At 66.5% G+C, this 24,994-nt stretch carries 20 protein-coding genes and 4 pseudogenes; 10 read left to right on the forward strand and 14 right to left on the reverse strand.

Annotated features, from left to right (window positions below; translation table 11 throughout):
• A pseudogene (locus tag FMQ63_RS15480) lies at positions 1 to 120 on the forward strand (transposase); the annotation flags it as partial.
• 369 nt (positions 121 to 489) lie between these two features.
• Here FMQ63_RS15480 and FMQ63_RS15485 read toward each other — a convergent pair.
• The 11 genes from FMQ63_RS15485 to FMQ63_RS38725 all read right to left on the reverse strand — a co-directional run bounded on the left by FMQ63_RS15485 (position 490) and on the right by FMQ63_RS38725 (position 15,808).
• The gene (locus tag FMQ63_RS15485; RefSeq protein ID WP_011551903.1) at positions 490 to 834 is read right to left on the reverse strand and encodes a hypothetical protein; all 345 of its coding nucleotides are present in this window, start codon (positions 832 to 834) and stop codon (positions 490 to 492) included.
• A gap of 526 nt (positions 835 to 1,360) precedes the next feature.
• Positions 1,361 to 2,149 carry a hypothetical protein gene (locus tag FMQ63_RS15490; RefSeq protein WP_020477660.1) on the reverse strand — a complete coding sequence of 263 codons (789 nt, stop codon included), beginning with the start codon at positions 2,147 to 2,149 and terminating at the stop codon, positions 1,361 to 1,363.
• A gap of 643 nt (positions 2,150 to 2,792) precedes the next feature.
• Entirely contained in the window at positions 2,793 to 3,662 is an 870-nt protein-coding gene (locus FMQ63_RS38720; RefSeq protein ID WP_309247152.1) for an integrase core domain-containing protein, read from the reverse strand.
• Between the two features lie 248 nt (positions 3,663 to 3,910).
• Positions 3,911 to 4,921, reverse strand: a complete 1,011-nt coding sequence (locus FMQ63_RS15500; protein WP_011551900.1) for a phosphotransferase enzyme family protein — start codon at positions 4,919 to 4,921, stop codon at positions 3,911 to 3,913.
• Between the two features lie 8 nt (positions 4,922 to 4,929).
• The gene (locus tag FMQ63_RS15505; RefSeq protein ID WP_011551899.1) at positions 4,930 to 6,678 is read right to left on the reverse strand and encodes a hypothetical protein; all 1,749 of its coding nucleotides are present in this window, start codon (positions 6,676 to 6,678) and stop codon (positions 4,930 to 4,932) included.
• A 6-nt stretch (positions 6,679 to 6,684) separates the two neighbouring features.
• Complete coding sequence (locus FMQ63_RS15510; RefSeq protein WP_011551898.1) at positions 6,685 to 8,184, reverse strand: TolC family protein; 1,500 nt, start codon at positions 8,182 to 8,184, stop codon at positions 6,685 to 6,687.
• Positions 8,181 to 10,292, reverse strand: coding sequence for an ABC transporter ATP-binding protein (locus FMQ63_RS15515; protein WP_011551897.1), 2,112 nt, complete (start codon positions 10,290 to 10,292; stop codon positions 8,181 to 8,183). The genes FMQ63_RS15510 and FMQ63_RS15515 overlap by 4 nt, the downstream gene beginning before the upstream one ends.
• The gene (locus FMQ63_RS15520; protein WP_011551896.1) at positions 10,289 to 13,018 is read right to left on the reverse strand and encodes an ATP-binding cassette domain-containing protein; all 2,730 of its coding nucleotides are present in this window, start codon (positions 13,016 to 13,018) and stop codon (positions 10,289 to 10,291) included. Before FMQ63_RS15520 ends, FMQ63_RS15515 begins: the two co-directional genes overlap by 4 nt.
• 2 nt (positions 13,019 to 13,020) lie before the next feature.
• Complete coding sequence (locus FMQ63_RS15525) at positions 13,021 to 14,178, reverse strand: HlyD family secretion protein (RefSeq protein ID WP_228556429.1); 1,158 nt, start codon at positions 14,176 to 14,178, stop codon at positions 13,021 to 13,023.
• 1,073 nt (positions 14,179 to 15,251) lie between these two features.
• Positions 15,252 to 15,602: a hypothetical protein gene (locus FMQ63_RS15530; RefSeq protein ID WP_011551893.1), complete on the reverse strand. Its 351-nt coding sequence runs from the start codon at positions 15,600 to 15,602 to the stop codon at positions 15,252 to 15,254.
• On the reverse strand, positions 15,599 to 15,808 hold the full coding sequence (locus tag FMQ63_RS38725; RefSeq protein ID WP_309247151.1) for a transposase: 210 nt from the start codon (positions 15,806 to 15,808) through the stop codon (positions 15,599 to 15,601). Before FMQ63_RS38725 ends, FMQ63_RS15530 begins: the two co-directional genes overlap by 4 nt.
• A 21-nt stretch (positions 15,809 to 15,829) precedes the next feature.
• Here FMQ63_RS38725 and FMQ63_RS38730 point away from each other — a divergent pair.
• The 7 genes and pseudogenes from FMQ63_RS38730 to FMQ63_RS15565 all read left to right on the forward strand — a co-directional run.
• Positions 15,830 to 16,036: pseudogene (locus FMQ63_RS38730) on the forward strand (head morphogenesis protein); the annotation flags it as partial.
• A gap of 107 nt (positions 16,037 to 16,143) precedes the next feature.
• Positions 16,144 to 16,881, forward strand: coding sequence for an MBL fold metallo-hydrolase (locus FMQ63_RS15540; RefSeq protein WP_026113802.1), 738 nt, complete (start codon positions 16,144 to 16,146; stop codon positions 16,879 to 16,881).
• A 254-nt stretch (positions 16,882 to 17,135) separates the two neighbouring features.
• Positions 17,136 to 17,426 (forward strand): hypothetical protein, encoded by a 291-nt coding sequence (locus FMQ63_RS37955; protein ID WP_026113803.1) that lies wholly within the window; start codon positions 17,136 to 17,138, stop codon positions 17,424 to 17,426.
• A 121-nt stretch (positions 17,427 to 17,547) separates the two neighbouring features.
• On the forward strand, positions 17,548 to 18,243 hold the full coding sequence (locus FMQ63_RS15550; RefSeq protein ID WP_020477664.1) for a hypothetical protein: 696 nt from the start codon (positions 17,548 to 17,550) through the stop codon (positions 18,241 to 18,243).
• Between the two features lie 66 nt (positions 18,244 to 18,309).
• A pseudogene (locus FMQ63_RS15555) lies at positions 18,310 to 18,600 on the forward strand (gamma-glutamylcyclotransferase family protein); the annotation flags it as partial.
• Between the two features lie 5 nt (positions 18,601 to 18,605).
• Entirely contained in the window at positions 18,606 to 18,836 is a 231-nt protein-coding gene (locus tag FMQ63_RS15560) for a hypothetical protein (protein ID WP_020477665.1), read from the forward strand.
• Positions 18,837 to 19,069: 233 nt separating this feature from the next.
• Complete coding sequence (locus FMQ63_RS15565) at positions 19,070 to 19,444, forward strand: VOC family protein (protein WP_255509245.1); 375 nt, start codon at positions 19,070 to 19,072, stop codon at positions 19,442 to 19,444.
• A gap of 376 nt (positions 19,445 to 19,820) precedes the next feature.
• On the opposite strand, the pseudogene FMQ63_RS37960 reads toward FMQ63_RS15565, so the two are convergent.
• From FMQ63_RS37960 to FMQ63_RS15580, 3 genes and pseudogenes are all read right to left on the reverse strand, one after another.
• Positions 19,821 to 20,200, reverse strand: a pseudogene (locus tag FMQ63_RS37960) (transposase); the annotation flags it as partial.
• A 545-nt stretch (positions 20,201 to 20,745) separates the two neighbouring features.
• Positions 20,746 to 21,096, reverse strand: a complete 351-nt coding sequence (locus tag FMQ63_RS15575; RefSeq protein ID WP_216608932.1) for a hypothetical protein — start codon at positions 21,094 to 21,096, stop codon at positions 20,746 to 20,748.
• A gap of 23 nt (positions 21,097 to 21,119) precedes the next feature.
• Positions 21,120 to 21,845: a hypothetical protein gene (locus FMQ63_RS15580; RefSeq protein ID WP_225909825.1), complete on the reverse strand. Its 726-nt coding sequence runs from the start codon at positions 21,843 to 21,845 to the stop codon at positions 21,120 to 21,122.
• A 239-nt stretch (positions 21,846 to 22,084) separates the two neighbouring features.
• Between FMQ63_RS15580 and FMQ63_RS15585 the strand changes: the two genes are divergently transcribed.
• Positions 22,085 to 22,786, forward strand: coding sequence for a hypothetical protein (locus FMQ63_RS15585; protein WP_011551884.1), 702 nt, complete (start codon positions 22,085 to 22,087; stop codon positions 22,784 to 22,786).
• Positions 22,758 to 23,840, forward strand: a complete 1,083-nt coding sequence (locus tag FMQ63_RS15590; protein ID WP_011551883.1) for a hypothetical protein — start codon at positions 22,758 to 22,760, stop codon at positions 23,838 to 23,840. The genes FMQ63_RS15585 and FMQ63_RS15590 overlap by 29 nt, the downstream gene beginning before the upstream one ends.
• Positions 23,841 to 24,994: the final 1,154 nt, after the last annotated feature.

The following is a 24,994-nucleotide window of genomic DNA, read 5'->3' on the forward strand; positions in this document are numbered from 1 at the left end:
CTGGAGGCCAATGGCATTCAGACGGCCTACATCGCTCCAGGCAAGCCCTGGCAGAACGGTACCAACGAAAGCTTCAACGGCCGCTTCCGGGACGAGTGCCTGTCAGCGGAGTGGTTTTCCACCAGGAACGGCATCAGCAGCGCCGCAGGACTCTCGTAACGCGTGGTCCGAAGAACGGGGGCAGAGCACGCCTCTCTCTCTCTCTCTCTCTGCTTTCCGGTTTCGCCTCTTGCATGTCTTGCTGGTCCTGGAAGGGGCAATGCAAGGCCAGCGAGGACTCTCCAAGCTCATACTCAAAGTGAGGGCTCTTTTAGGGGGCCTCTAATCCAGCCGCCTCCTCCGCCGTTTCACGGTGGCACTCGCTCTTCTCACGAGGCGCCGGCTCACCCGGCCAGAGCCTCCCGAGAGACTCCAATAGCCCCAAGACTCCATAGAGAGAGCCCCCGCTCCTCGCGCGGGCCTCGTGGCGCAACCTGGCCACACGGGAGGTCACCGCCAGCCCCCAGCGCCGAGCACGCCGCCGATGACCGCCCCCGTGAACGGGTGGCCGAGAATCGCGCCCGCCGCGAGGCCGCCCAGCCCGCCGATCGCCGCGCCCATCTCCGCACGCCCGTGACTCTGGTTCACCTCCGGCTTCGCCTCGACCACCTCCGCGGCGATTGGCTCCATGCCCGTTCTCGTGGTGAGCCTGTCGAAGTTCACCCGGATCGCCGCCGGCTTGTCCGCGCGGGTCGACGGCTGCAACTCGGTCATCGTGCCGTCCACCTCCGAGCCCGCGGCAACGAGCGTCTTGCCTGCCGCGTCGTTGATCGGCTCGACCATCGTCGCGCGCACCTGATCGCCACCTTGCTATCCCGGGTGGAGAGCGTGTCCTTCAGTTGCACCTTCAGCGGAGTGCCTGTCTGCAGGCTCGTCGAGCCGCTAGGGATCTGCTCGGTCTGGGTCACGGGCGCGGTGCCCCCGTCACGTTCGCGGTCCGGCAGGCACCGAGACCGAGGCTCGTCATGAGAGCCAGCGGCAAGGCGATTCGTCGCATGCCAGTGCACTCCATCAAGGGCCCATCACCCCAAATGTGGGGGCGCCCACGAGCGAAGGCCAACGCCGGGGCAGGGAGGGCGGCTCATCCTCGGGCCCCTGCCCCACAGACTCGGATGGATGCGGACAGCGCGCGCCACAGGCTTGGACGGGCACACTGGCGCGGAGGCATTCCAGGGAGCGAGCATGGAACAGCCGAACGGAGGGGAGAGGTATTCGACACATGAGGCGCGTCCAGCCGATGTGGCGCTGCCCTCCGAGCTGCCCCCCGTACTGCCCCCCCGAGCGGTGCCGGTGAGCGGTGCTCCGCCCACCGGCGAGCCGGCTACGTGCTCGGCGCCTGGATTTCGCGAACACTCCCCCAGCGATACCAGAGGCCATCAGTGCTCACGCCATCGCTGCGGAAGTAGACGGTGATGTTCGGCTTGCCGCTCTCCGAGCCCACCCGGCTCGACCCGGCGGTCAACGGCAGGGCGGGATCGATCCCCGAGGCGCAAGGCGAGCCGCCCTTGCCGAACTGGGTCCCGTCGTCGATGAACTCGTTGATCTTGGTCCACTGGCCGCCGTTCACGCCGTCGGTGAGGTCGATCCACAGCTCCTGCTTCACCTTGCCGCCCGGCAGGTCGTAGACCACGTGCTTGTGGCCGATCCACGTGTTCTTCGGGAGCGAGGACGACCAGTACTTCTTCTGCACGACGTACTTCGAGTCGGGATGGTTCGTCTCCTTCTCGAAGTCGATCTTCCCGTCGTAGCGCATGCGCGCGCCGATGCCGCGGGTATCGCACTTGTCGCGGTTCTCGGAGCCGGTCGTGCCGTGGTTGGTGCGCGCGAAGGAGACCATCCCACCCCAGTTGATCCCCGAGTCGCTCACGCGCTTGAAGTACATGGTGATCTCCACGTTCCGCCAGGGGTCCTGCTTCGCCGGATCGTGGACGTACATGCGGGGGACGCTGCCGGAGATCCGCAGCGTTCCGTCACCGGGAATCTTGTACGAGGCATTCCCATGGTCAGCGTCGAACCAGGAGTCCTTCGGGTCCACTCCGTTGAAGGAACGGGGGGTGGAATCCCACTGCGCGTACCACGCCTTTCCGCTCGCGAGCGTCGGGTAGAGCATCTGGATTCCGAAACGGTCCGTCGCCCCTCCATCGCTCGAGGTATCATCGGCGCCGGGACCTCCAACGCTCGAGGCATCATCGGCGCCGGGACCTCCAACGCTCGAGGCATCATCGGCGCCGGGACCTCCAACGCTCGAGGCATCATCGGCGCCGGGCGCGCCTCCGCACGCACCGGCCAGACCCATGAGCACGGTGGAAAGCAACGTGGCCTTTATCCATCGGATGTGCATATCGATGTTACTCCTAGCTGTAGATGGCACTCCTTACCGTCGCGGACCGAAGGCGCCGACTCGGGCAGCCTCAGGTCCGGGCGGAAGGGATCACGAGCGCGGGTCATCTACGAGAAGCAGCAGGCCAAGGGCCCGCTCCCATGCTCGCTGTACGGGTGTGCCTACCCAAAATTCAGTCGCTGCGTCATGAGTGCGTCAAGGCTGCGTCAAAACGCGCGTCATGACGTGAGCGATACGCATAACGAGCCGCTGGGTCCTCTCTTCCATTTGATAGAGGTCGGAATTACGCCCGGCTCAGACGCCTCAACACCTCTCTGCCCGCGTGTGGACACTCCCATCCCGTCCTGCGAACGCAAGTAGGCTGGTGCAGCACGCGCGCACCTGCGAGGGTGTTGTTGGAAGAACCGAGACGCTACGCAGCGCGGCGCTCGTACCGGTGGTGGAGCCCGAAGACTTCCCGTAGCTCTATCACCTTGGCTCCGTGCTCCGGGCCCTGCACCTCACGCGTCTCGGGCGCATCTTTCCCGAGTGACAGGTGCGTCCGGCTCGCATTGTAGTAGCGCTGGTACTCGCGCAGCAGGCACCGAGCGTGGGCTTCGTTCAAGACGACGACATGGTTCAGTAGCTCCCTACGTATCGAGCCGATGACTCTCTCCGCATAGGGATTCTGCCACGGACACCGTGCTGCACTCGGCACCTCGCGAATCCCCAAATAGTTAAACGTGGCGCGAATGCCCTCGGAGTAGAGCTTGTCCCTATCTCGGTGCAAGTATCTCGGAGCACTGGCCCAGGGAAAGGCCTCTCGCAACTGCGGCCTTGTCCATTCTTCCGTCGGGTGCGCTGTCACATTGAGGTGGAGGATTCGCCTGTCCCGGTGACTCACAACCACAAATCCCAACAGCACCCCAAACGCCGCAGTCGGAATGACAAAGAAGTCCATCCCTGCGGACTCCGCCAGATGCAAGCGCAAGAAGTTCTGCCATGTTGGTGATGGTTTCGGCGCTCCCCTTCTCGGCCTGGGCATGTAACGAGCGACCGTTGTCTGGCCTACCTCCATCCCCAACTTCAGCTGGAGAAATACCCAGAAGAGGCGATCGCCCCGTGCAAGCCTCGGTGATGGGCGCTTCTCGCGAAAGACCGCGAGTTGCTGGCGAAGAGCCACATTCTCCAGAGCCAGTTCCGAACGGCTCCGCAAGGCCGAGCGCAACTCCAGAGCCAGTTCCGAACGGCTCCGCAAGGCCGAGCGCAACGTCTGAGCCAGCGCCTTTACGAAGGCCCTCATCCTGCCATGCTTGCCGGCCGTAGCCAGCACGCCAGAATTCTGCCGCCCCCCGTAACGGACTGCATGGCATCACAGAGGGAACCGCGCACACTCACCCTCTTTCGCCCGGTCAAACCCAGTATTCTTCGGACCCATCCGTAGGACTGTGCATGCAATGACGCGTTCGCCGACGCACGCTTCTCGCCGGCCTCGAATATCCGGTAGTCACAGCCAGGTCCTTCTTCCACAGCAGGCTGGAGAGGTGCTCGTTACACGTTGAAATCAATCTGCAGGACGGGTGTGTCCGCTTCGATGTCGCGCCGGAACCGCCCCCACCGGTCGAGCGTGCTCTCGTCGAGCACGGCCGGGTCGCGATACTGGTGGAACAGCGCGTAATTCATCGAGCGCTGGAGCGCGAGCAGGTCCGGCACGGCCGCGAGCCACTCGCGATCCATCCGTCGGAGCTCCCGATACCCTTCGAGGAACGGCCCCAGGAACGAAGCGGCCGCTTCGTCGCGCGCCTCTCGAGCCTCGCCTCGCGCGATGTAGAAGAGGAGTACCGCGATGTCCTTGACGAACCACGCGTACTCGCAGTTGTCGAAGTCGAACGCGGTGATCTTCCCTTCGGCGAAGCAGAAGTTGTGCATGTGGAGATCGGCGTGGATCAGCCCGTAGCTCTCCGGTGTTCGCGGTAGCTGGTTCAATCGCGCGATGATCGCCGCGGTGCGCTCGCGAACGAGCTTCTCCTCGGGAGGCGCGAACCGGTCGATGTCGACCACGTCGTACTCATGCCATTCCTGGCGCTTGAGCCTGGGGCTCGAAGGCGCGTAGGTCTGGGCGCGGTTGTGGAGCCGCGCGAACAGCCGGCCCAGCTCGCGGAACAGGGGGGGCTTCCAGTAGCGCTCCTTGAGCGGAGGCGCGTCGTCGAAGACGATGCCCGGCGCGCGCTCGAACGCGGTGGCGACGAAGTAGCTGCCGGGCTCGCGGTCTTCGATCCGCTCCACGAACTGCCCCGACTCGGAGAGGATCGGCGAGGCGATTGGAATGCGCGCGGCGGCCAGATAGCGAACGAACTCGACCTCACCCAGCGTGTAGTCGATCGTTCGCCGCGTACTGTGCGAGATGCGCAAGATAAGGCCTTCGCCGTCGTCGTTCTCCGCCTCGTAGACGAAGTTCTCGAAGGCCGTGAGCTCGGTGAGCTGCTCGGGCGACAGGCCATACCGGCGCGCAGCCTCATCGCGAATCGGCTCGTGGAAGCGGCGGACAAGCTCTGGATGCATCGAACCCTCTATTCCTTCAACGTGAGGCTGCTCTCACCGTAGCCCAGCACGGTCGAGGCAGAGTCGCTGGTGACCGAAACGCCCAGGCCGCGCGCGAGGGTCTCCGCCAACGGGGGGCCATTGCGCGGCCGCGTGAACACAGCCAGGTCTGCGCCGGTCAGGGGGTGATCCGAGCGCCGGAGCCGCTGGTTCAGCATCGCTTGCTCGCGCTCGACGACGCGCAGGCACCGGCGCTCGAGGGCGAACGCGCTGGCAGCGACGCCAGCGAGCTCACCGCAGAGGGGCTCCGCCACGGCCTTGTCTCCCGGCAGCCCATGCGCGAAGAGCTCGGCCAGTCGCCGCTGGCTCGTGGCCTGCTCGGTGGGGTCCAGCTTCGCCAGCTCGTCCAGCGAGGTGCCCTGTGGCGTGCCGGGGAACGCCTCGCCGATGCGCGCGAACAACCAGCGGCTGAGCTTGATCTCGCGCTGGTATGTCTCGGCGAGCGGGAAATCGTCCCGGAGCAACGGGTAATGCGCGACATCGATGGGCGCCTCCACGCACTCTTGCAGCCCGGTGCGCGGGAGGTGTCCGGCGAACGCCGCCCGGAGCCGTTCGTGGAGCAGCCCCTGGGTCGCGCCGAGGAAGCGGACCACCGATTCGACGCGCTGCCCGAGCAGGCCGTAATCGAGCGCGGCGTCGAGATCGCCGAGGCGCGCTGCGATGTCGGGCTGGGCCTCGATGGGTGCCGGGGCCGAGCCGGTCAACACCTGCATGTACTCGTTGATCAGCGCCGGCGGCCCGGCGCACACGCCGTGCGGACCATGGAAGACCGCGTGACGCTCGGCATAGTCCACGATCGATTGCGCGGTGACGGGCTGCTCGGGGGCGTCGCGCACCAGGTCATTGGTGACCAGGCGAACTCCGTCGATCAGCCGGAACATGGCCGCGAGCCCGCTGTCGAGCTCTCCGTTCGGCACCGGCTGGGTGCCCCGCACCAGCACGTACCCGACCGACGCGAGCGTGCAGACGACCATCATGTGGAGCTCGCCCGCGGTGAGCACGCCCGGGGTCCGGGGCGGCATGCGCGCGAGGAAGGCCTTGCGGAACTGCTCGGTCAGCGAGAGCAGGTCCGGCCACTGACGTGCCATGCCCTTCATCGCGGTCACGTTCATCGGGCGTTCGCTCTGGTACCGGCTCCCCGCGTAGTGGCACTGCTTGCGCACGGTGGGGAGATCGAGGAACAAGGTGCGCGGTGCGACGTTGTTCTCGCCCACTTGCCGGCCGTCACCGTCGAGCGCCGGATGCGCCACGCGGTAGACCGGCACGACCACCTCGAGGTTCGAGAGCTCGAACGCCCGTCCGAACGCCTGTTCGGTCAGCACGGGGCAACGATTGTCGCGGGCGCTGAACGTGAGCGGCTCACGCCCGGCTGGCACCTCCCCCAACCGCTCAGGGAAGGACACCGCGGTGCGGCCCGTGGGCGCATCCGAGACCCGCCTCAACACCCGCTGTTCGATCAATGTTTCGAGCAGGTCCCGGATCTTGTCCCAGGAATGGGGCGCGCCGTCCGACCACGCCATGGCATCGGAGGCTTGAAATTGCTCGACCTGGAGCAGCTTCTCGCCCAGGGGCGCGATGTCCGGCTCGTCGAAGATGAGCTCCACCTCGCCATAGAAGAGGTGCAGGACCTGCTGGCCATTTCCCGCGTCGAGCCGGTCGTGCGTGAGCCGCCTTCGATTGGGAATGTAGAGCATCTCATCCGCTTGCAGCTGTGCCATGGCTTCTCACTCCCGCTTCAGTGTGACGTCGCGCGACCAGGTGCCGCCGAGCGAGCGATAGACCTCGACGCGATGGTTGAGCAGCAGCCGTTGCGCTTGCAGACTTGCGCGCTCAAGCCCGACCAGATTCGTCAGGGCGGTGAGCACCGTCAGATAGTCCGAATGCCCCTGCTCGAAGAGCCGCCTCGCCTCGTCCAGGAGCTGCTGCCCGAGCTGGACCTGCGCACGCAGGCTGCGCAGGCTCGTCGCCTCGTTCTCCTCCCGAACCACGGCATCCTGCACCCGTCCGATCGCGGTGTGCAGCGCGAGCTGGTATTGGATTTCGCGACGCTGGAGCTGGATCGGCAGTCGCATGTACTCGGTGACGCGCCTTCCATCGAACAGGGCCCAGGTCAGGTTCACCCCGACGACGGACTCGGCCAGGGCCGGCTCCGAGAGGCCGACCTTCAAAGCGCCCACGTTGCCCACCAGTTGGATCGTCGGAAGCCAGCTCGCCAGGTTCGCGTTGATGCGGTGCTCGACCTCGGCGACGCGAAGCTCCGCGAGCCGCATCTCGGGCGTGTTCACGTTCAGGTCGCCCGGCGTTCCGAGTTTCGGTGGGGGCGGGAGATCGGGAAGCTGTCGATCGAGTGGAATGACGTCGTCGGCGGGGGTTGGTACCCGGCCCAGCAGCGCCTTCAGCTCCGAATTCAAGAGCGCGTTCCGGGTGGCGATCAGCGGCACCTGCGATTCGAGGTTCACCAGCAACTGCTCCTGCTGCAGCACCACGAGCCGGGGCGTGAGGTGCTGCTCGAACCGCGCTCGAATCAGCCGGAGCAGTTTCTTGTTGTAGTCGATCTGCCGCAGCGTGAGGTCCCGGAGCGCGCGGGCCTCGAGGATGTCGAACCAGACCTGGGTGATCCGCACCGCGAGGTCCTGGACGCGGCCCTCGGTGAGCTGCCGCTGCTGCTCGGCGAAGTTCAATCCCGCGCGCCGCTGCGCACCGAGGGCTCCAAACAGGTCGACCTGGTAGGTCACGCCGAAACCGACGGTGGCGACGTTGTACTCGGCCCGGGTTGGCGGCGCGGGCGGAAGGTTGGCGTTGGCAACGACATGACTCAGCCCCGCAGGGTTCAGGATGCCGACCTGGAGCGGGTACCACCAACCTTGCGGCACGTTGGGGTCGAGCTGGTTCTCGTAGATCAGCTCCCGCACCTCGCGCAGGACCAGGTTGTCGCCGAAGCACTCTTGGATGGCCGTGTCGAGAGCCGGATCGGCGAACGCCGTCCACCAGACCGCGTCCTGGGTGACGCGCTCGGCTGGCTGCGCGGGCACGCCCTCCTTCGACGGCCGAGGGCTTGGAACCCCGCCCTCGGGTGCGCTGGATGGTTGGGCCGGCTCGGTGCGCAGTTCGCTGGCGGTCGAGTAGCTGCTCGGCGTCGGAGGCGGTTTGACGACGACGGGACGGATCAGCTCGCAACCGGAGCAGGTCATCGCGAGGAGGGCGAGCGTCAATCGAAGTCTCATGGGTGGCTGACGACCACGAGGGCTTTCGCGTGGTTGAGGACGCAGCGCTGCGCGACCCGCATGGTCTCGGGATCGAGGGAGGCGAAGCTCTCGTCGAGGATGACCAGCTCGACCCCCTGCAGCAGCGTGCGCGCGATGTAGAGCCGGCTCTTCTCGCCGTGCGAGAGTTGCCAGCCGGTCTCGCCGATCATCTCCTCGAGGCCGGCGGGCATCTTGGCGATCAGCTCGTCCAGCCCGAGCTCCTTGCACAGCGCGGCGGCCTTGGTCCGCAGCTCGGGCGAGGTCGGCCACTCGCGCCCGAGCAGGAGATTGTACGCGAAGCTGCCGGACAGGACGTGGTTCTCGTGGAACTGCGGCGCGGCGGTGATGCGCTTGCGCCAGCCCGAGGAGCCGAACGTCGCGCGGTCCAACGCGTGCAGCAGCATCACACCGCCCTGCGGCGTCCTCAGGCCCGTCAACAGCGACACCAGCGTCGACTTGCCACCGCCCGATGGGCCCTCCAGCAAGATGCGGTCGCCCTGCGCGATCTGGAACGAGCAGTTCTCGAGCACCGGCCGGGTGCGCGCGTCGTGCCGGAAGGTCACGCCCCGCGCCTCGATGAGGGTTCCGCCGGCGGCGTCGGTGGGCTTGCCTCCCTCCATTTCGAGAGGGACTTTCGATTCGAGCTCGGGGCGGCCCACCGCGAGCAACAAGTCGCGGATCTGCTCGAACGACACCGCCGCCTGGGAGACCTGCTGGAAGTAGACGGCGACCTCGTCGAAGGCTCGCAGCGCGAGCAAGATGCCGCCCACGGACACCGCCAGCGCGCTGGCATTGGCCGTACCGCTGCTGAACGCCGGCAGCAAGGTCAGCAGGGCGAGCACCAACCAGCCGTCGCGCAGGAGCGCGGTCAGCTGCATGGTCCGGCGATCCATGACCTTCGAGATCTCGGAGTAGGAGCTCAAGCGGACGTCTTCGCCATCATGCCAGCGCTCGAGTGGAAGCTGCGCCAGCCGCGTCCGATGGCCGAGCATGCGCTCGAGCAGGTCGTGGGTGATCTCGACGCGCGCGCTCGACCACGCCCGCTGGACGCCGTAGTGGCGGCGCGCGAGGACGAACGCGACCACGACCCACAGGACGAGCACCATCGTTTGGGGCCACCCTCCCGCACCGAGCACGAGGATGACGCCCGCCAGGATCAAGTCGACGAGCGACAACACCGCGAGCAGGGCGCCGCCGACCGCAAGCTGCTCGACGACCTCGGCCTCGGCGACGCGGCCGAAATGGCGGCCGATGCCGTCGAGCCGCACCTCGTCGGGGGTCAGCTTGAGGGTTCCCGCAAGGAGCTGCTGCTTCAGCAGCGTTCCGAGCCGGATCGAGAACACGCCCTGCCACCACACCTCGAGCATGCGGAGCGGAATCGCGCACGCGATCACCGCGATCCACCCCAGGAACCAGCCGGTCTCGAGGTGGGCCTGGAGCGCGGCGCGACCGAGCAACCAGAACGAGCCAGCCAGCACCAGCGAGAGGAGCGTGTGGCTCACGAGGATGCCGGCGACGAGAGAAGGGATGTCGCCGAGCAGCGTCCGCCGGCTCGCGGTGCGCCTGGGGCGCATGATCCAGCCGGTGCGCAGCTGCGCCTGGCCGAGCCGCTGCAGCAGCATCTGTGAGCGGGCGTGCTCGCGCGCACGGGGCGACATCTCCACGCCGCCAAGCAGCTGGTCCACCTCGGCGACGGTGGCTTCCTGCTCTTCGCGCAGGAGCGCGATCGCGCTCTTCGTCGGGACCGAAACCGCCGTGGCGTCGCGCGCGAGCAGGCGCAGCTTCCCACGCCGCGTACCCAGCAGCACCAGATAGGACGGGACGCCGTCTCGCCGGACCTGGAGGATGCAGGGCGCGGCGCGTGCAAGGACGTCGGGCAGCTCGTGGTAGAGTGGCGTGATCGGCTCGAGCTCCACGCCGAGTCGATCTCCGAGCGCGAACATCCAGACCCGGCTCGGCTCGACGGCCGCCGCGGGCGGAGCGATCTCGCCCGCGGCCCTGCCATAGCCTTGCCTCTGCGCCAGCTGCTCCAGCGCGTCGGGCAATCGCTCGACCGGCCACAACAGGTCGGAGTGCGAGCGCGTCATCCCGCCAGCTCCAAACCGCCTGCGGCGGGCTCCGCGACCGGCGTCTCCACCGGCTTCGGCGCCGGCCTCTCCACCAGTTGGCCGTCCGAAAGCCACCAATGGCGCCAACGCCCACCGCCCCAGAGCAGCGTGCGATTCTCCTGGTCGGCGCGAAGGAGCACGGCGTACCGCGACTCTTTGTTCGCGAGCAGCTCCTTCGGCGGCCCGTTCTCGAGGATCCGACCGTTCTCGATCACGAGCACGCGATCGAACTCCTGGGTGTGCTCGACGTCGTGGGTGACACAGAGGAGTGTGATGTCTGCCCAGAGCCGCCGGGACTCGGCGAGGAGCCGCGCGCGCCGGTCGCGATCGAGACCGCGAAAGGGCTCGTCGAGGATGGCCAGGCGCACGCCGGAGCGAAGCATCGCGCGCGCCAGGCGCACGCGCTGACCTTGGCCGCCCGAGACGAGCCCTCCGCCTTCGCCCAACGACGTCTGCAGCCCGTCTGGAAGCGCCTCGAGGATGTCGAGCATCTCGGCGCTCTTGAGCGCCCCCGACAGTGACCAGCCGTGCGCGCCGTCGTTGCCATACCGGAGGTTGTCGATGAGGCTCTGGTTCCAGAGACTGATCGCCGGATCCACCCAGGCCGTGGTGCGCCGCAGCCGCTCGACAGCGGCCTGATCGAGCACCTGCCCGTCGACCTTGATCTCGCCGCGCGCCGGCCGGAGCCAGCCGAGCAAAAGGCCGACCAGCGTCGACTTGCCTGCTCCGGAGACACCGACCACGGCCACGTGCTCGCCGGGGGCGATGTTCAAGGAAACCTTGTCGAGGATGGTGTGACCGCCGCCTTTCACGCGGACCTTCTCCATCACGATCGAAACGCCGCTCGCGGCGTCCGCGGGCGCGACAGGCTCCTGCACTGGCGCCTCGGGCCGGGCCGGAGGCTCCTTGATATCGCCGATGACGTCGAGGAGCCGGCGAACCCGGTTCATCGCATTCGGGAACGCGCGGCTCAGCATCATCAGCCGCTGGCCGAGGATGGGGAACCGCAGCGCCCAATAGACGACCAACAACACCAGCGAAGCCCGATCCGTGCCCGCGAGGTACGAATAGACGAGCAGCATGACGAGGCCGTAGCTCCCCAGCATCAGCCCGCCTTCGAACCCGACCGACAGCGTCTGGAGCCAATAGCGCGCCTTGCTCCAGCTGACGAGCAAGGTCTCCTGCGCGCGGCGCAGCGACCGCTCGGCGCCGTGGATCCGGATCGGCGTGAGCCCGACGAGCGCGTTCAGGGTGAATCCGCTGAGCGCGCCTGCGTGCATCTGCACGCGCAGGTCAGGCTCGAAGAGCAGCTTCTGCGCGACCAGGGGCACGAGCAGCGTGACCGCCGCGAGCGCGAGCACGATGCGCCATGCGTGCGGTGCGGCCCAGATGAGCGCGGCAGTGATGCTCGCGACTTCGAGCGACAGGACCAGGGCCTGCGCGAGCAGGGGCGGCAGCGACCGCATCGCCTGGATGTTGTGCGTGCGAGACGCCATGTCGGAGGCGAGCCGGCTCTGGAAATAGCGGTCCTCCATCTCGGGGAGCTTCTCGAAATACGCCTTCCGCAGCCGCACCTCGAGCCGGCGGCCGATGCCGAGCAATCCCAATGAAATGGGGATTTGGATGAGCATGAAGCAGAGCGCGACGCCCGCAAGAACGGCCATGCCCGTCGCACGCTGCGCGAACGTGCCGAGGTCGCGCCCCAGGTCGAGCACGCCACGGAGCATCAGCGATTGCAGGATCCGCCCGAAGGTGGCGAACACCAGTCCCACCGCAATCAGGCCCGGAACGACCCACGAATCTTCGCCTCGCAGGCGGAGCAGCGTTCGCGCCGGACTCACCTGCTTGGCGATGAGCTCCGTCGCCAGGTCGCTCGCGAGCACGGCTCTCGGCGCGTCTTCGCCTTCGCGCGGAGCCTCGCGCCAACCGCGAACCCGCATCAGCACCGCGCCGGTCATCGACAGCTCGCCCTCCACCTCGGGGTTGGGGCGAACGGACCAATAGGCAGCGGGAATGGGCACTTCGCTGGAATCGTCCTTTGCAATCATGGATTGCAGCAGACCCGCCGCCATCCGGCCTCGCCGGACGGCGCCCGCGCGGATCATCGCTTCGGACGCCCGGCACGCGGCGTCAAGCCTGGCGATCGATAGATACCCAGGGTCCTTGAGCGCCCGGGCAACCAGCGCCCGCGCCTGCGTCGCACCCAGGTTCAGCAGGCGGCGCTCGAACGTCGCGACCGCCTCCTCGGACCCAGCCCATTCGCGCCAGCCGGTCGCCGGAACGGACGTGGTGTGCTGGTACAGGTGGCTCAGCAGCGTCGAAATCCGGGTCCAGTGACGCCCCGCCGCCGGGTCCATGACCTGGATGAACGGGCCGACGCGATTCCACAGCACCACGAAGTGCGGCCGTCCTCCCGCGCTGAGCGTGACGATGATGGCAGGAAGCGCCTTGGCTTCGGGGACCACCACGTGATCGAGCGGAAGCATCACCTGCTCGGCGTCGAGCCCGAGCTGGTTCGCGACTTCATCCAAGGTGACGATCGAGGTGCCATCGACGTCCGTCTGACACACTTCGCGAAGGACGCGATAGTTGAGCTCGGCGCCCATCCCCGCGAACAGGCTCTTGAGTGAAGCGGGGCCGCAATCCGTCGCCGAGATCTGGATCACCTCGGGAATGATTGAGCGCCGGCGCCTGGGAGGAGTCATGGTCAGCGGGCCTCGGCTTCGGGCCGGAACACGTTCGTGGGCCGTTCTTCAGGCTGCGGATTCCATTCGCCGACCGCCCGCATCAGCAGCGCGACAGGCGACGCCCGCGCGACCTCGACCTCCACCGACAGGGTCATGCCGTGGCGCAGCTGGATGCGCGGATCGTCCGGCGGTGCGAACTTGAGCTCGACGCGCACCGTACCGGGGATGGCCTCGGGCGTGGCGGTCTGGCCGGGCTCGGTCCCGACGGCCGTCACCCGGGCGGGGACCGTCCCGTAGATGGTCATCGGGTAGCCGTCGAGCTTGAGGCGCGCCGTTTGACCGGGCTGGATCAATCCGACGACCTCCTTCGGGAAACGGGCGCGCACCCGCACCTCGGCATTGCTCGCGACGATGGTGCCGACCCGCTGCCCGTCGGCAATGAACGCTCCCGAGCCGAGTTCCGCCACGTCGACCAGGTGGCCCGTGGCCGGCGCCCGATACAGCTTCCGCTCGATCTGGTACTCAAGGCGGTCGATGGTCCCCTGGAGCTCCCGGATCCGCCCCTCGGCGCCCAGCGCCTCGCGCTCGAGTTCCAGCAACTGCGCGGCGAGGGCTTGACGGCGCACGTTCTGCTCGCGCCGCAGTCGGATGAGCGCCAGGCCCTGCGCCGTCTGCGCGAAGCGGAGCGCGTCGACATCGGTCGTGCGCTCGAGCTTCTCCATCTCCGAGACCGCGCCCGCCGGGCTCTTGAAGGCCAGCTCCGCGCGTTCCACCGCGAGCCGGTGCCTGGGCGCGAGCTCCTGTTCCCTCCCCAGCGCCTCCTTGACTGCGACCTCGTCCACCCGTGCCGTCAAAGCCGCCTCTTCGTGCTTGTTGGTGATCTGCTGGCGGATGATGGCGAGCTCCTTCTCGGTCGCGGCGAGCGTCGCATTGCTCCGCTCGAGCTCGAGGCGCTCGGCCCGTGCGTCGAACTCGATGAGAAGGTCGCCTTCCTTGACCTCCTGGTCGAGTTTGAGCAGCGAGAGCACGACCCTGCCCGCGCTGGGCGGCTCGATGCGATGGACGGCGTTGTGTGGCTCGATCCGGGCCTGTGAGCTGGCCTTGACGAGCGGGACCTTGGCGAACAGCGACCATGCGATGAGCCCGCCGGCACACAACACCATCAGAGCGACGAACACGAGGCGCGTGTCCGACTCGTAGTTCAGGGAACGAAGGGTCCGCTCGAAGGGATATGCCATGGTCCGCTAACCAAAGTCGCCTTAATGGTCTTGCCCTGTCAACACCTCGGCCACTGCTTTGTGATTCACGTTCCCATTGCCTGAATACGAGCACCTCGATGCGACGCGGGACGTCGTCCGCATCGCCGCAATGCGCCACACATTGTTTTTGGCTCGATTTGACATCCAACTTCGAGTTCACTTAGCGTTTAACTCGAAAGGAGGCACGACATGAAGATCAAGATCCACGTTCGCGGCGGCCCGAAGGCGCGTTAGTAGTCAGGCGTTTTGATGCCAGCTGTTAAGGCTGGTCGTTCCTCGTTTTCGATCACCAGAGGGGGGTTGATGAGGATTTTCCATCAGCCCCTCCTCTTATTTCTGGTTCTGGCAACGTCTTGATCTTGCAGGTGCTCGTTCCTGCCAGGTTGCTCCAGAACCTCTCATGCGCTTGAACCGAATATGCGCTGCATGCGGGCGCCCCCCTCCCCTCCTGCGAAGGTAGGCAGGATGGCGCGGCAGCGACAGGTCTCTGAGGCCGTTGCTGGAGGGGCCGAGATTCTATGCCGCTCGGCGCTCGTATCGGTGATGGAGCCCGAAGACCTCGCTCAACTCTAGCACCTTGGCTCCACGCTCCGGGCCGTGCACCTCACGCCGCTCAAGTGCATCCTTACCGAGCGACAGGTGCGTTCAGCTCGCGTTGTAGTAGCGCTTGTACTCGCGCAGTAGGCGCCGTGCGTGGGCTTCGTTCAGGATGACGACATGGTCCAGCAGCTCCCGACGAATTGAGCCAATGACTCTCTCGGCATAAGATGTCTGCCACGGACAACAATATGTTTTTCGAAGAAGTGGCTGCGCCATTTCGTCGGCGTCTGCGACCAGGTTACCTCGAGGGCACTGGTGCTCGCGTCGACACCAAGGCCAGAGTTTGAGCCATTGCGCCAGTCGAGCCCATTGTTCGATGAAATGGGCACTTCGATTCGCTCGCCTTGTCTCCACTCATGCCCTGCGCTCCTCGTTTCGGTTTCGGCCAGCTGTCACAGAAGGGCCACGACCTGCTCCTCCCCATCGACGGCTTCGAGGAACAGCACCTCCTCCTGGATGTCGGGCGCCAGCAACCGCAAGTCCAGCAGGTGCGTCACACGCGCCCAGGTAAAGCCCAGTTGACCGGCGACGTCCGCCGCGCTCGCCACGAGCCCCCTCTCAATGGCGGACTCCAGATGGTGCGCCAGGGCCAGCATTCCCGCGACGTGTGCCGGCCGGCGCGACACCTCTCGCGGCGACGGTGGTGCCCCCTCTCGAAAACGCACCTTCGAGCGACGCACGCGGTGGACGTGTGCGCTGACGAGGCCGGCCTCCGCCTGCTGGGCTTCGGGGCTCGCGCTCACGCCGCCGCCTCCGAGCCGTTGCTGTCGAGAGGAAGGCGCTCATTCTCGACGAAGCGGGTGAGGGCCTCCCACTGCGTCAGTGCGTAGGAAATGGCCTGGCCGAGCGGACTCTTGGGCGGGTGGCGCGGGGCCTGCGCCTCCAGCCAGGTACGCAGTTGCGCGAGGACGGGGGCGCTGTGCAATTGGCGGACGGCGGTGCGCACCACGTCCGCCTCACGTGCCTGTGCCTCGACGCGGACAGCGGGCGCGCACTCCTCTACGTCAACCGAGGGGGCCAGGAGACGCGCCTGGCCGAGGTGCTCCGCTCCGCCGCTGGCACCCGCGACGACGTCGGCGAGTTCCGCTCGCTCGCCTCGGACAGGCAGTTGGCCGAAGTCGGAGTGGGATTCCCGCCGTACCATGGCCTGTGCCGCACCACGACGCTCGGAATCTCTTGGAGCGAGATGAAGTCCCCAGCATTTCGAAGTGAGCATGCAGGCGCATGCGGTATTCTTCGGTGCAGCCATCCCTACGTTGGGGGGCTCTGACAGGGAGGTAGTTGGTGGAGACCGAGGTGACAGAAATCGCTCCAAGACTCTACCGGCTCTCCACCTACATCAGCGGCGCCAACCTCCTCTACAACCAGTTCCTCATCGACGCTGAGGAGCCGTCGCTGTTCCACCTCGGGCCCAGGGCGTTGTTCCCGCTGGTGTCGGCCGCAGTGCGCAAAGTGCTTCCGCTCGAGCGGCTCCGGTGGCTCACCTTCGGGCATGTAGAAGCAGACGAGTGTGGGGCGATGAACTCCTGGCTGGCCGCAGCGCCTCATGCACAGGTCGCGCACGGCGCCATGGGGTGTCTCGTCTCGGTGAACGACCTCGCCGATAGGCCGCCACGCCCGCTGCAGGACGGCGAAGTCATGGACCTGGGCGGTAAGCGGCTGCGGAGAATCGAGACACCTCACGTACCGCATGGCTGGGACGCAGGACTGTTCCTTGAGGAAGCTACCGGAACGCTGTTGTGTGGAGACCTGTTCACCGCGATGGGCGACGCGCCGGCCCTGACAGCACAGGACATCGTCGGGCCCGCACTCGCTACCGAGGATGGCGGCCACGCGACCTGTCTGACGCCTGCGACTGGCCCCACGATTCGTGCTCTGGCTGCGCTGCGACCGCGAACGCTCGGCCTCATGCACGGCCCCTCCTATACTGGAGACTGCGCACGGGCGCTGCAGGACCTCGCTGCGGCCTACGACGAGAGGCTCGACGCCGACCTCGCTCGCCGGCGTGGAACGCGGCTCTGACAAACACCGCATGCGGTAGACCTGTGCCTACCCAAAATTCGGTCGCTGCGTCATGGCGTGCGTCAAGGCGAGTGATTGAGGCGCCCCGGCCGCCCTCGTACCGCGGGTACCTCGGCAGCAGGCCCCTCCTCGCGTGCGGAGTGTGGCTCGCGTCCTCGCCCCTGAAAGGGCAAGCCGGATGCTCCGGGCCTGTCGGCCCCTTGCACGGGCTGGGGGCGCTCGCCGTCAGGCGCGGTGTCGGTGGGCCTCGAAAAATGCTGCTGGGAGGGCTGCTGCTCGTCCTGCTTCAGGCGTTTCACATCCAACCTTCTGCCCCTCCGCCGGGGGCCAAGCCCATCGGTTTCAACCTTGGGGCGGGGGACACCGTAAACGCCGCCTTCGCCCGGCTCACCCGCAAGCCCCTGCCCGCCAATGTCCTCCAGGATGCCTTCTCCCGCATGGAGCCCAGCCTGGCCCCGGTGCCCTCCGCGCTCGCCACCGCCGCGGCCCACGCGAAGGAGCCGGCTTCAACCCCGACGCCGGCATCCAGGGCCTGGTCGACCTGAGCGTCCTGGACGAGGTGCGCGGCGCGGCGAAGCAATAGGCGCGTGCTACCATCGGTAGATGACAAGCCACCTCGCCTGCATCGGAATCCACGCCAACGACAAGGCGGCCCTCGGGCACGTTATGGATTCCCTGCTGGAGCACACCACGACCGCGGGCACGACGCGCGACCACGAGTTGAAGGTGTGGTCCGACGCTTCGGGTGCGAGCTACAGCTTCGTCTTCAACCACGCGGGCAAGGTGCAGTGCGCCACCCCGGGCTTCCGGGCGGAGTCGCGCCTGCGGGTCCGCGCCACCGGCTTTGCCGCCCACAAGAGCTGCCGCTTCTGCGACCCGCTGGCGGCCGAGCTGGTGGACTCCGACGGCCACGTCCTCTACCCATTCGCCACGCAGCTCGATGACCTCGTGCTGGTGCGCGAGTGCATTCAGACCGACATCGTGCTGGAGCTGGCGCCGTGCGCCTTCGCCGAGTCGCTGCAGGCCTGGCCGGACAAGGCGGCCTACGAGGCCTCGCGCAAGCCGGGGAAGGCGCTGCTGGGCTCGCAGTTCTTCATCCCCAACCCTGCCTCGCTCATGTCGAAGGGCAGCCCTCCTCGGCCCGTCGAGCCCCGAGCCCACTTCACCGGGCACGTCGAGGCCGCGGACGTGCGCACCAACGGCGTCACCGGCCACCCGTTCCAGCACGCCCTCGTGCGGACCTATGGAGGCACTTATGACGTCCTCGCGGCGGCCGACGAGGCGACGCCCCGGCTGCGGCCCGGCAACATCGTGAGGGGGACCTTCTGGCTGGTGGCGCGCGTGACGGCGGGGCTGGGCTGAACCCGGCCGCGAGAGTGGCCATGACCTTGCGCAGGAAGGGCACCAGTCCATTGTCGAGGGGAAGCAGGTCCCGCATGGCAGCCCCGCTTCTCGCTCCACGACTACGGGCCCTTCCCCGCCCTCGCCTCCGGTGGCAAACACGCAGTCGACGGCGAAGTGTACGAAGTCGACGCGCTCATGTTGGCGGCGCTCGACAGGCTCGAGAGCCACCCTCGCTTCTACCGGCGCACGCCCATTACCCTCGACGACGTCGGCCGCGTCGAGGCATACCTGTTTCCCAAGGAGCGGTTGGCTGGCCGCCCCATCATCGAGTCCGGTTGCTGGCGTCGATACCTGAAGGAGAGGAAGCAATCGTAATCGTCATGCGCGACGGTCGTGTCTTCCAGGGCACGGCCGTCCAAATCGTGAAAGGAATGCAGGATATCGCCTTCCGCGTGGAGCGCCTCTCGCTGCCCGAGTACATCGACTGGGTGGTGGGCAACGCGCGCAGGTTCGACGGAGTGGAGCTCCAGGCGCAGGGCAACATCGGGGAGGAGAAGGCGGCCTCGCTGGTGGACGAAATGCTGCGTACCGGGTTGGCGTCGAAGGGGTGAGGCCGCGTCCTCCCTGGTACCCCTCCATCCGGAGTCCGAGAAGTCCGTCCTGACGGCCACGCTCCAGCGTGAGAGTGCCCGCGCCGTCAAAGGAGGCGCCGAAGATTCACATCTTTCCCAAGACTCGGTATGCCAGGGCGCGACACTTTCGCGCGCTCTTCTCATCCGAGGGTTCAATGAGACAACCTACTCGACTGACAGTCAGGCCTCAGACGTTGATTGCGGTGCAGGACGTGAAGGCAAGCAGCACCTGGTACCAGACCTTGCTGGGAGTCCGCTCGGGGTGCGAGCCGGACCATCCCCATCGTCTCGTCTATGACCGACTCATGAGTGGGGACGCCCTCGTTCTCCAACTGCACCGCTGGAACGCCGAGGAGCACCCCAACCTGGTTGGTCCCGACCTGGCCCCCCATGGCCATGGCGTCCTTCTCTGGTTCGAAGTTGATGAATTTGATGTTGCCGTGGACCGCGCCAGACATCTGGGCGCTCAGGTCATCGAAGAGCCGCACGTCAACCCTGCGCCGCAGCACCGAGAGATTTGGCTCAAGGACCCAGATGGCTATGTCGTCGTCCTCGCCAGTCCAGACGGAGAGTCCGCTGAGGCGTGAAGCCTCGCCGAGTCCGTCGCGTGCGCAGCGTAGGTCCTGAGTGCTCCCGGGCCCATGCTCGACTCAGACCCGTGGGTGGGGCAGAAGGATGCGCTGGCCGTCCAGGACGGCGTCGAGCACATCCATTGGGGTAGCGATTGAGGCTCCACGCCGTTCAGCTTCACCGTCTCCACCGAGGCGTCATTTACGCTGACACAGAAAGTCTCATGCACCGGCGCACTCGCCCGGCTGGGCGCCGCAAGGATTCACCCTACGCTTACCGGAGTGCCTGCGAGCTCACGCTCCGCAAGGGCCAGGGCATCGCGGACTCCCAGCGCATGAATCGCAGCCGGCTCCGCTGCTCGGTACTCGGCCTTCGCACGGACTAGAGGTGATCTCAGAATTGCCTCAAGAGGATGAGGATGCAGCCGAGGTGGAGGAAGCCGAGGAAGTTCTCCACCTTCACCTCGTAGCGGGTGACGAGACGACGGAAGTTCTGAAGCCAGGCGAAAAGCCGCTCTACCTTCCAGCGGCGCCGGTATCGACGCAGCTCACGTTCATCCTGAGTCTTCGTCTTGCGCCCTCGACGGTGCGGGGCAATCAGCTTCACTCCCGCTGGCGCCACAGCCGCTCGTCGAGTTTGTCAGCGTCATAGGCCTTGTCGCCGATGAGCCGCGCGGGAAGCTCGTCGATGAGGCTCTCGTCGAGGGTGGCTTCGAGGAGCTTGGTTTCGTGGGGAGAAGCGCTTGCCGCGCCAATGGCGAGAGGAAGACCAGCGCCTCGGGGCGTCAGCAACTCCGCCACTCCAGCAGCCACTCGCGGGGGGGCAAGCGCGACATTCTGCAGCAGCAGTACAACGGGCAAACTCATTCCCACGAGAGAAGACGCGTCATCCCATCGCACAACGAAACCTGCCTATGTGCTCGCTCGCGGGCAGTGCTGAGCGATCAGTTCGAGGAGTTCGTCGAAATCCATCGGTTTGCGCAAAGAAGGCCACTACGCCCGGAGGTCTGGGTAGTCCTCCAGGAGCAATACGGATGCGCGTGGCGGCGTCGGCATAGTCACAGGGAGCCGCTGGTCATCGAAGCGAATCCCAACGGCCCCTCCTCTCGTTCAGGCTCGGTCTACACCAGGGAGCGCCTCCGTGTCCGCCCAGCCCCTGTACTCACTCCGCCGTTCAGAAACAAACACGCCGCGCAACGTTGACGGAAATGTCGCTCGCTGCTTCACGGGTACACCGATTTCAGAGTGGGCAGTGCGTCAAGGCGAGCAGGAGTCCAGTGGAGATGCCCCCCGGGAACGAGGGACTCCCGACGTCCCGCTCAGCGAGTCTTCTCCTGGTAGGCTTTCACCAGCGCGTTGAGGCGCCGCCCGCTAGGGTCTTCCTTCTTCGGGTCGGCGATAACGAGCATCATCTTGCCGGAGACCGCCGCGGCCCCGACAGAATTGCCGATGAGACTCCAGGCCGCCTCCTCGGCCTGCTGTGCCTTCTCCGCACTTTCGAACACGCATACCGTGGCATCCAAGCCACTCACCTTGCCCGCCTGACATTTTCCGCCCGGGAGCTTCTCACCGGCATCAGTGAACGCGGAGGGCGACTCTCCCGCCGCCTTCCACGCATCCACCACGTCGTCCACGCCGCTGGAGCAGCCCGCCAACAGCAACGTCACCATTCCAAGAGCCACGCTCCGCACGCTCAGTCCCGTCCCTTGAACTTCTTGTGCTTGTGCTTCTTGTGCTTGTGCTTGTGCTTGTGCTTCTTGTGGACGTGGTGCTCGCAGTGGTCATGGTGCACGTGCACATGCTCATGCCGGATGACGTCTCGCTCCCACTCGGGTGGGGGAGGAGGCGGCGGCCGTGGTGTCCCGACCCGCACCTCGACAGAGGGCAATGGGATGTTCAGGCCCACCTGGATGACAGGGCCGTGGTACTCCGGCGGCGGGGCCAACGTCACCACCGGGCGTGGGGCACTCCAGGAGCGGTACACCGTATTGACTCGCACCAACTTCGGACTTTCCCGCCGGTACTCCTGGGGGTACTCGCCCGCGTAGTAGTGGACGTCCTCCTTGTCCACGAACTCCTGGCGCGGCGGAGGCGGATAGGCGTGGTAGTGCGGCCCGTCGTGGTAGCAGTACTCCACCACGTCCACGTCGACATCGATGCGCACGAGCACGTTGAGCACGACGGGGTGGTGCCCGTAGTACGCATGCTGCGGCCCCTCGTAGCCAAAGGGCGTCGGGTCTCCAATGAAGACATAGACGTTGTCGCGCGTGCGGTAGAGCGTGTCGGCGTGCATCGGCGCGGCGGTGTGCACATGCATCATCTCGATGTGACACAGCCCATCCGCCGGCAGCCCGGTGCGCGGGTGCATGCCCGCGTACCTCCACTGCTTCGCCTCGACCACACCGGAGGAAGCGAGCATGAGTATCGCGACCAGGCCGGCCAGATTCATCCGTGACATAGTGGGGTTCTCCCTCGGAACGACACGTTATACCGGACCCAGCTCCCTCAAGGTCGAGCACGCTCACGGTCAGCCATACTCGCGGTGTCTTCACATGTGCTCCGCGCGCAGCATGAAAACAGCCAGCACGAAACATTTCCGCCGCATGACATTTCGCCCCGGGACGCGAGCTCCCGAGTAACCTTTAGCGCCAGCCTCCGATGCTCCCGGCTCCCCACACCCTCCGCCGCTGGCTCCTCGCTGTGGCGAGCCTCCTCACCCTCCTGGGCGCGGGAGTCGAGGTCGCGTACTACGCGCTCGACGCCCGGGGGCTGGAGCCATTCGTCGCGTTCCTCTCGTTGAGCTACGAGCGGAACCTGCCCACCTGGTACGCGTCGGCTTTGCTGCTGAGCTGCGCGCTCGTGCTCGCGTGTATCGGCCATATGGCGGGACAGGGCCGGGAGCAGGGATGGCGTCATTGGCGGGCGCTGGCGGGCGCGTTCGCGTACATCTCTCTCGACGAGAGCGTGGGCCTCCACGAGCACCTCGGGGGGCAGCTCTCCCTGGGTGGCGTGCTCTTCTTCACCTGGGTAGTGCCCGGGGCTGTCCTCGTGCTGCTCGGCGGGCTTGCCTTCCTCCCCTTCCTCGCCGGGCTCCGCCCGCGCCGACGCCGACAGTTCATCCTCGCTGGGGTGCTGTACGTGGGTGGGGCGCTGGTGATGGAGCTTCCGCTGGGGTGGTGGGCGGAGCAACACGGCAACGACAACCTCGTGTACGCACTCATCGACCACGTGGAAGAGGCCCTGGAACTGATTGGTGCCAGCCTGTTCCTCGCGGCGCTGGCAGAGGAACTGGGCGAGCGGGTGGTGCTCACGGTACGAAAGGAGGAGCCCCATGGGCCTGGCCCAGCCGCTCCCCGCTGAGACACAGCGCCCGGCGGAGTCGGTGCGTGTGTCGCCCCCCTCTTCCTCGCGCGCGCCCTACATCGCCGGGCCCCTCTTCGACTGGGCCTTCTTCCTGCTTCCTCCACTACTGGCGCTCGGGCTGGGCATCGTCATCTCGGGCACGCCCTTCAGTGACACCCCCGTCCAGCGCCTCGGTCAGGAGAAGACGTGGGCCGGGTTGATGGTGGGCAGCCTCATCCATGCCCACCTGGTGGCGGTGTTCTTCCGTAGCCACGGCAACCCCGCCATCTTCCGGCTCTACCCGCTTCGCTTCATCCTGGTGCCCGTGCTCGCGTGGGCCGCTATTCGTGGCTCGGCAGTGGTGGCCGCCGGCGCCACGGTGCTCGCGACGTTCTGGGACGTGTGGCACTCGGGACTGCAGACGTTCGGCCTGGCCCGCATCTACGACCGCAACCAAGGCAACCCACCCGAGGTGGGGCGCCAACTCGACTTCTGGCTGAACCACCTGCTGTACGCGGGCCCCATCCTCGCGGGCGCCACCATGCTGGACCACTTCAACAGTTTCGAGTCCTTCGACGGGGTGGGAATGCCGTGGCTCGCCTCCGTGCCCGCGCGCATGACGGCCACCCACCGCGCCTGGACACTTGGCGTCGTGGCGGTGGGCGGCATGTTCCTCCTCTTCTACATAGGGGCCACGGTGCGCCTGTTGCGCCAAGGCCACCGCCCCTCCTTCCACAAGGCGTTCCTGCTGGTCACCACGGGGGCCTGCTCCATCTACACCTGGGGCTTCAACTCGTGGGGTGAAGCCTTCTTCATCATGAACCTGCTCCATGCCATCCAGTACCTGGCACTGGTATGGGCCATGGAGGGCGAGCGCCTCCGTGAGCGGCTGCGGCTGAAGTGGCGCTGGCTCGCGCTCGCGCTGTTCCTCGGCACCGTGCTCACCTATGGCGTGTGGGCCGAACTTCTCGACGCCAGCGCGGAGAGTCTCTGGGCTCTCACCCTCGTCGTCTCCCTGATGCACTTCTGGTACGACGGCTTCATCTGGTCCGTGGCGCGCAGGCAGGTGTGAGCACCGCCCCACGGAATGTGCCACTCCGTCGCAAAACTGCCACCAGGCGGAGTTTCCCACCCCACGACAATGCCCAAGCCGGCGGCGCGATGGTTCAACGAATGCCGTGGCCGTTTACCCAGAATTAGAGTCCCTCAGAGGAGATGCCATTCATGATCTGACAGTGGGCAGCCGTAGCGGTGGCGGGTCTGGCGATGATGGGGGGTGGAGGCGACACACCCAGGTCACCGGGGCACTTCGGCGAGGTGACGAGCGCGGTGGTGCTGGTCAACCCCGTCATCAACGAGGGCTCTACTTCCTCGGTGGCCCCCTCGCTATGGGGAGTGGTGTGGGTGGGCCTTATCGCTCTCGCGGGCTTGGACGAAGAGACGGGGGGATGCTGCTCTATCTCACCCTCGCCCATCGCAGGGTGATGGAGGGCTGCATTTCAAGGGGGAAGCTGTCGGAAGCCATTATCGATGGGAGCATCCAAGCGCATCCGCCCCAAACTGATGACCGTGGCGGCGAACAGGACTGGCCGCTTGCCAGCGCTCATGGGCCACAGGCGCACGGGCTCCGACGTGATGAAGCGTATCGCGGCGCTGATGGTGGGCGGGCCTGCAACGTCTTTCCTACTTGGAGAGAAAGCGAACAGCCATGCCCCGACAGCCTCCGCTTCATGGCGGGAGGGGCTGCAGGCCATTTCCCGACCCCGGCATAAGCTTTCTTATCTTACAGGCGAACAATGCCAATTTCCGGGAGGAATTAGCATGAGGAAGCTTGGATATGGACTACTCGTCACCACGGGGCTGCTTATCGGCACACTTGCTGAAGCCCAAGGGGCTTCCCAACCACCGTCCGCGGGACGCCAGGCGGATGACTCGACACGGCAACAGCCAGGCTGCGCCTGTGGGATGACGGGCAGCGGTATGATGGCCCATGGAATGGGCGGCGCGGGAATGAACTGCCCCATGCGAGGAATGGCGGACGTGCAGGTGGAGCAGACGCAAGAAGGGGCCACTCTGCACCTCACCGCAAAGAACCCCAGTCAAGTCGAGGACGTCCAGCGCATGGCAGAAGGGATGCAGCGCTGCATGAGTGGAAGCGGCGCCCCGCAGCAGGGCCAACCGGCATCGCCCCGTCATCAACAACGCTGAGTACGGCGCGTCGTTCCC

The sequence above is a fragment of the Myxococcus sp. CA005 genome, from assembly GCF_006518205.1.
Classification (GTDB): domain Bacteria; phylum Myxococcota; class Myxococcia; order Myxococcales; family Myxococcaceae; genus Myxococcus; species Myxococcus xanthus.

What these genes read in the sequence shown, in the direction of transcription:
- FMQ63_RS15490 (WP_020477660.1), bottom strand. Translation starts at nt 2,149, where the DNA reads ATGCTCTACCCGACGCTCGCGAGCGGAAAGGCGTGGTACGCGCAGTGG.
- FMQ63_RS38720 (WP_309247152.1), bottom strand. Translation starts at nt 3,662, where the DNA reads ATGAGGGCCTTCGTAAAGGCGCTGGCTCAGACGTTGCGCTCGGCCTTG.
- FMQ63_RS15500 (WP_011551900.1), bottom strand. Translation starts at nt 4,921, where the DNA reads ATGCATCCAGAGCTTGTCCGCCGCTTCCACGAGCCGATTCGCGATGAG.
- FMQ63_RS15505 (WP_011551899.1), bottom strand. Translation starts at nt 6,678, where the DNA reads ATGGCACAGCTGCAAGCGGATGAGATGCTCTACATTCCCAATCGAAGG.
- FMQ63_RS15510 (WP_011551898.1), bottom strand. Translation starts at nt 8,184, where the DNA reads ATGAGACTTCGATTGACGCTCGCCCTCCTCGCGATGACCTGCTCCGGT.
- FMQ63_RS15515 (WP_011551897.1), bottom strand. Translation starts at nt 10,292, where the DNA reads ATGACGCGCTCGCACTCCGACCTGTTGTGGCCGGTCGAGCGATTGCCC.
- FMQ63_RS15520 (WP_011551896.1), bottom strand. Translation starts at nt 13,018, where the DNA reads ATGACTCCTCCCAGGCGCCGGCGCTCAATCATTCCCGAGGTGATCCAG.
- FMQ63_RS37955 (WP_026113803.1), top strand. Translation starts at nt 17,136, where the DNA reads ATGCTGCTGGGAGGGCTGCTGCTCGTCCTGCTTCAGGCGTTTCACATC.
- FMQ63_RS15550 (WP_020477664.1), top strand. Translation starts at nt 17,548, where the DNA reads ATGGATTCCCTGCTGGAGCACACCACGACCGCGGGCACGACGCGCGAC.
- FMQ63_RS15560 (WP_020477665.1), top strand. Translation starts at nt 18,606, where the DNA reads ATGCGCGACGGTCGTGTCTTCCAGGGCACGGCCGTCCAAATCGTGAAA.
- FMQ63_RS15575 (WP_216608932.1), bottom strand. Translation starts at nt 21,096, where the DNA reads ATGGTGACGTTGCTGTTGGCGGGCTGCTCCAGCGGCGTGGACGACGTG.
- FMQ63_RS15580 (WP_225909825.1), bottom strand. Translation starts at nt 21,845, where the DNA reads ATGCTCGCTTCCTCCGGTGTGGTCGAGGCGAAGCAGTGGAGGTACGCG.
- FMQ63_RS15585 (WP_011551884.1), top strand. Translation starts at nt 22,085, where the DNA reads ATGCTCCCGGCTCCCCACACCCTCCGCCGCTGGCTCCTCGCTGTGGCG.
- FMQ63_RS15590 (WP_011551883.1), top strand. Translation starts at nt 22,758, where the DNA reads ATGGGCCTGGCCCAGCCGCTCCCCGCTGAGACACAGCGCCCGGCGGAG.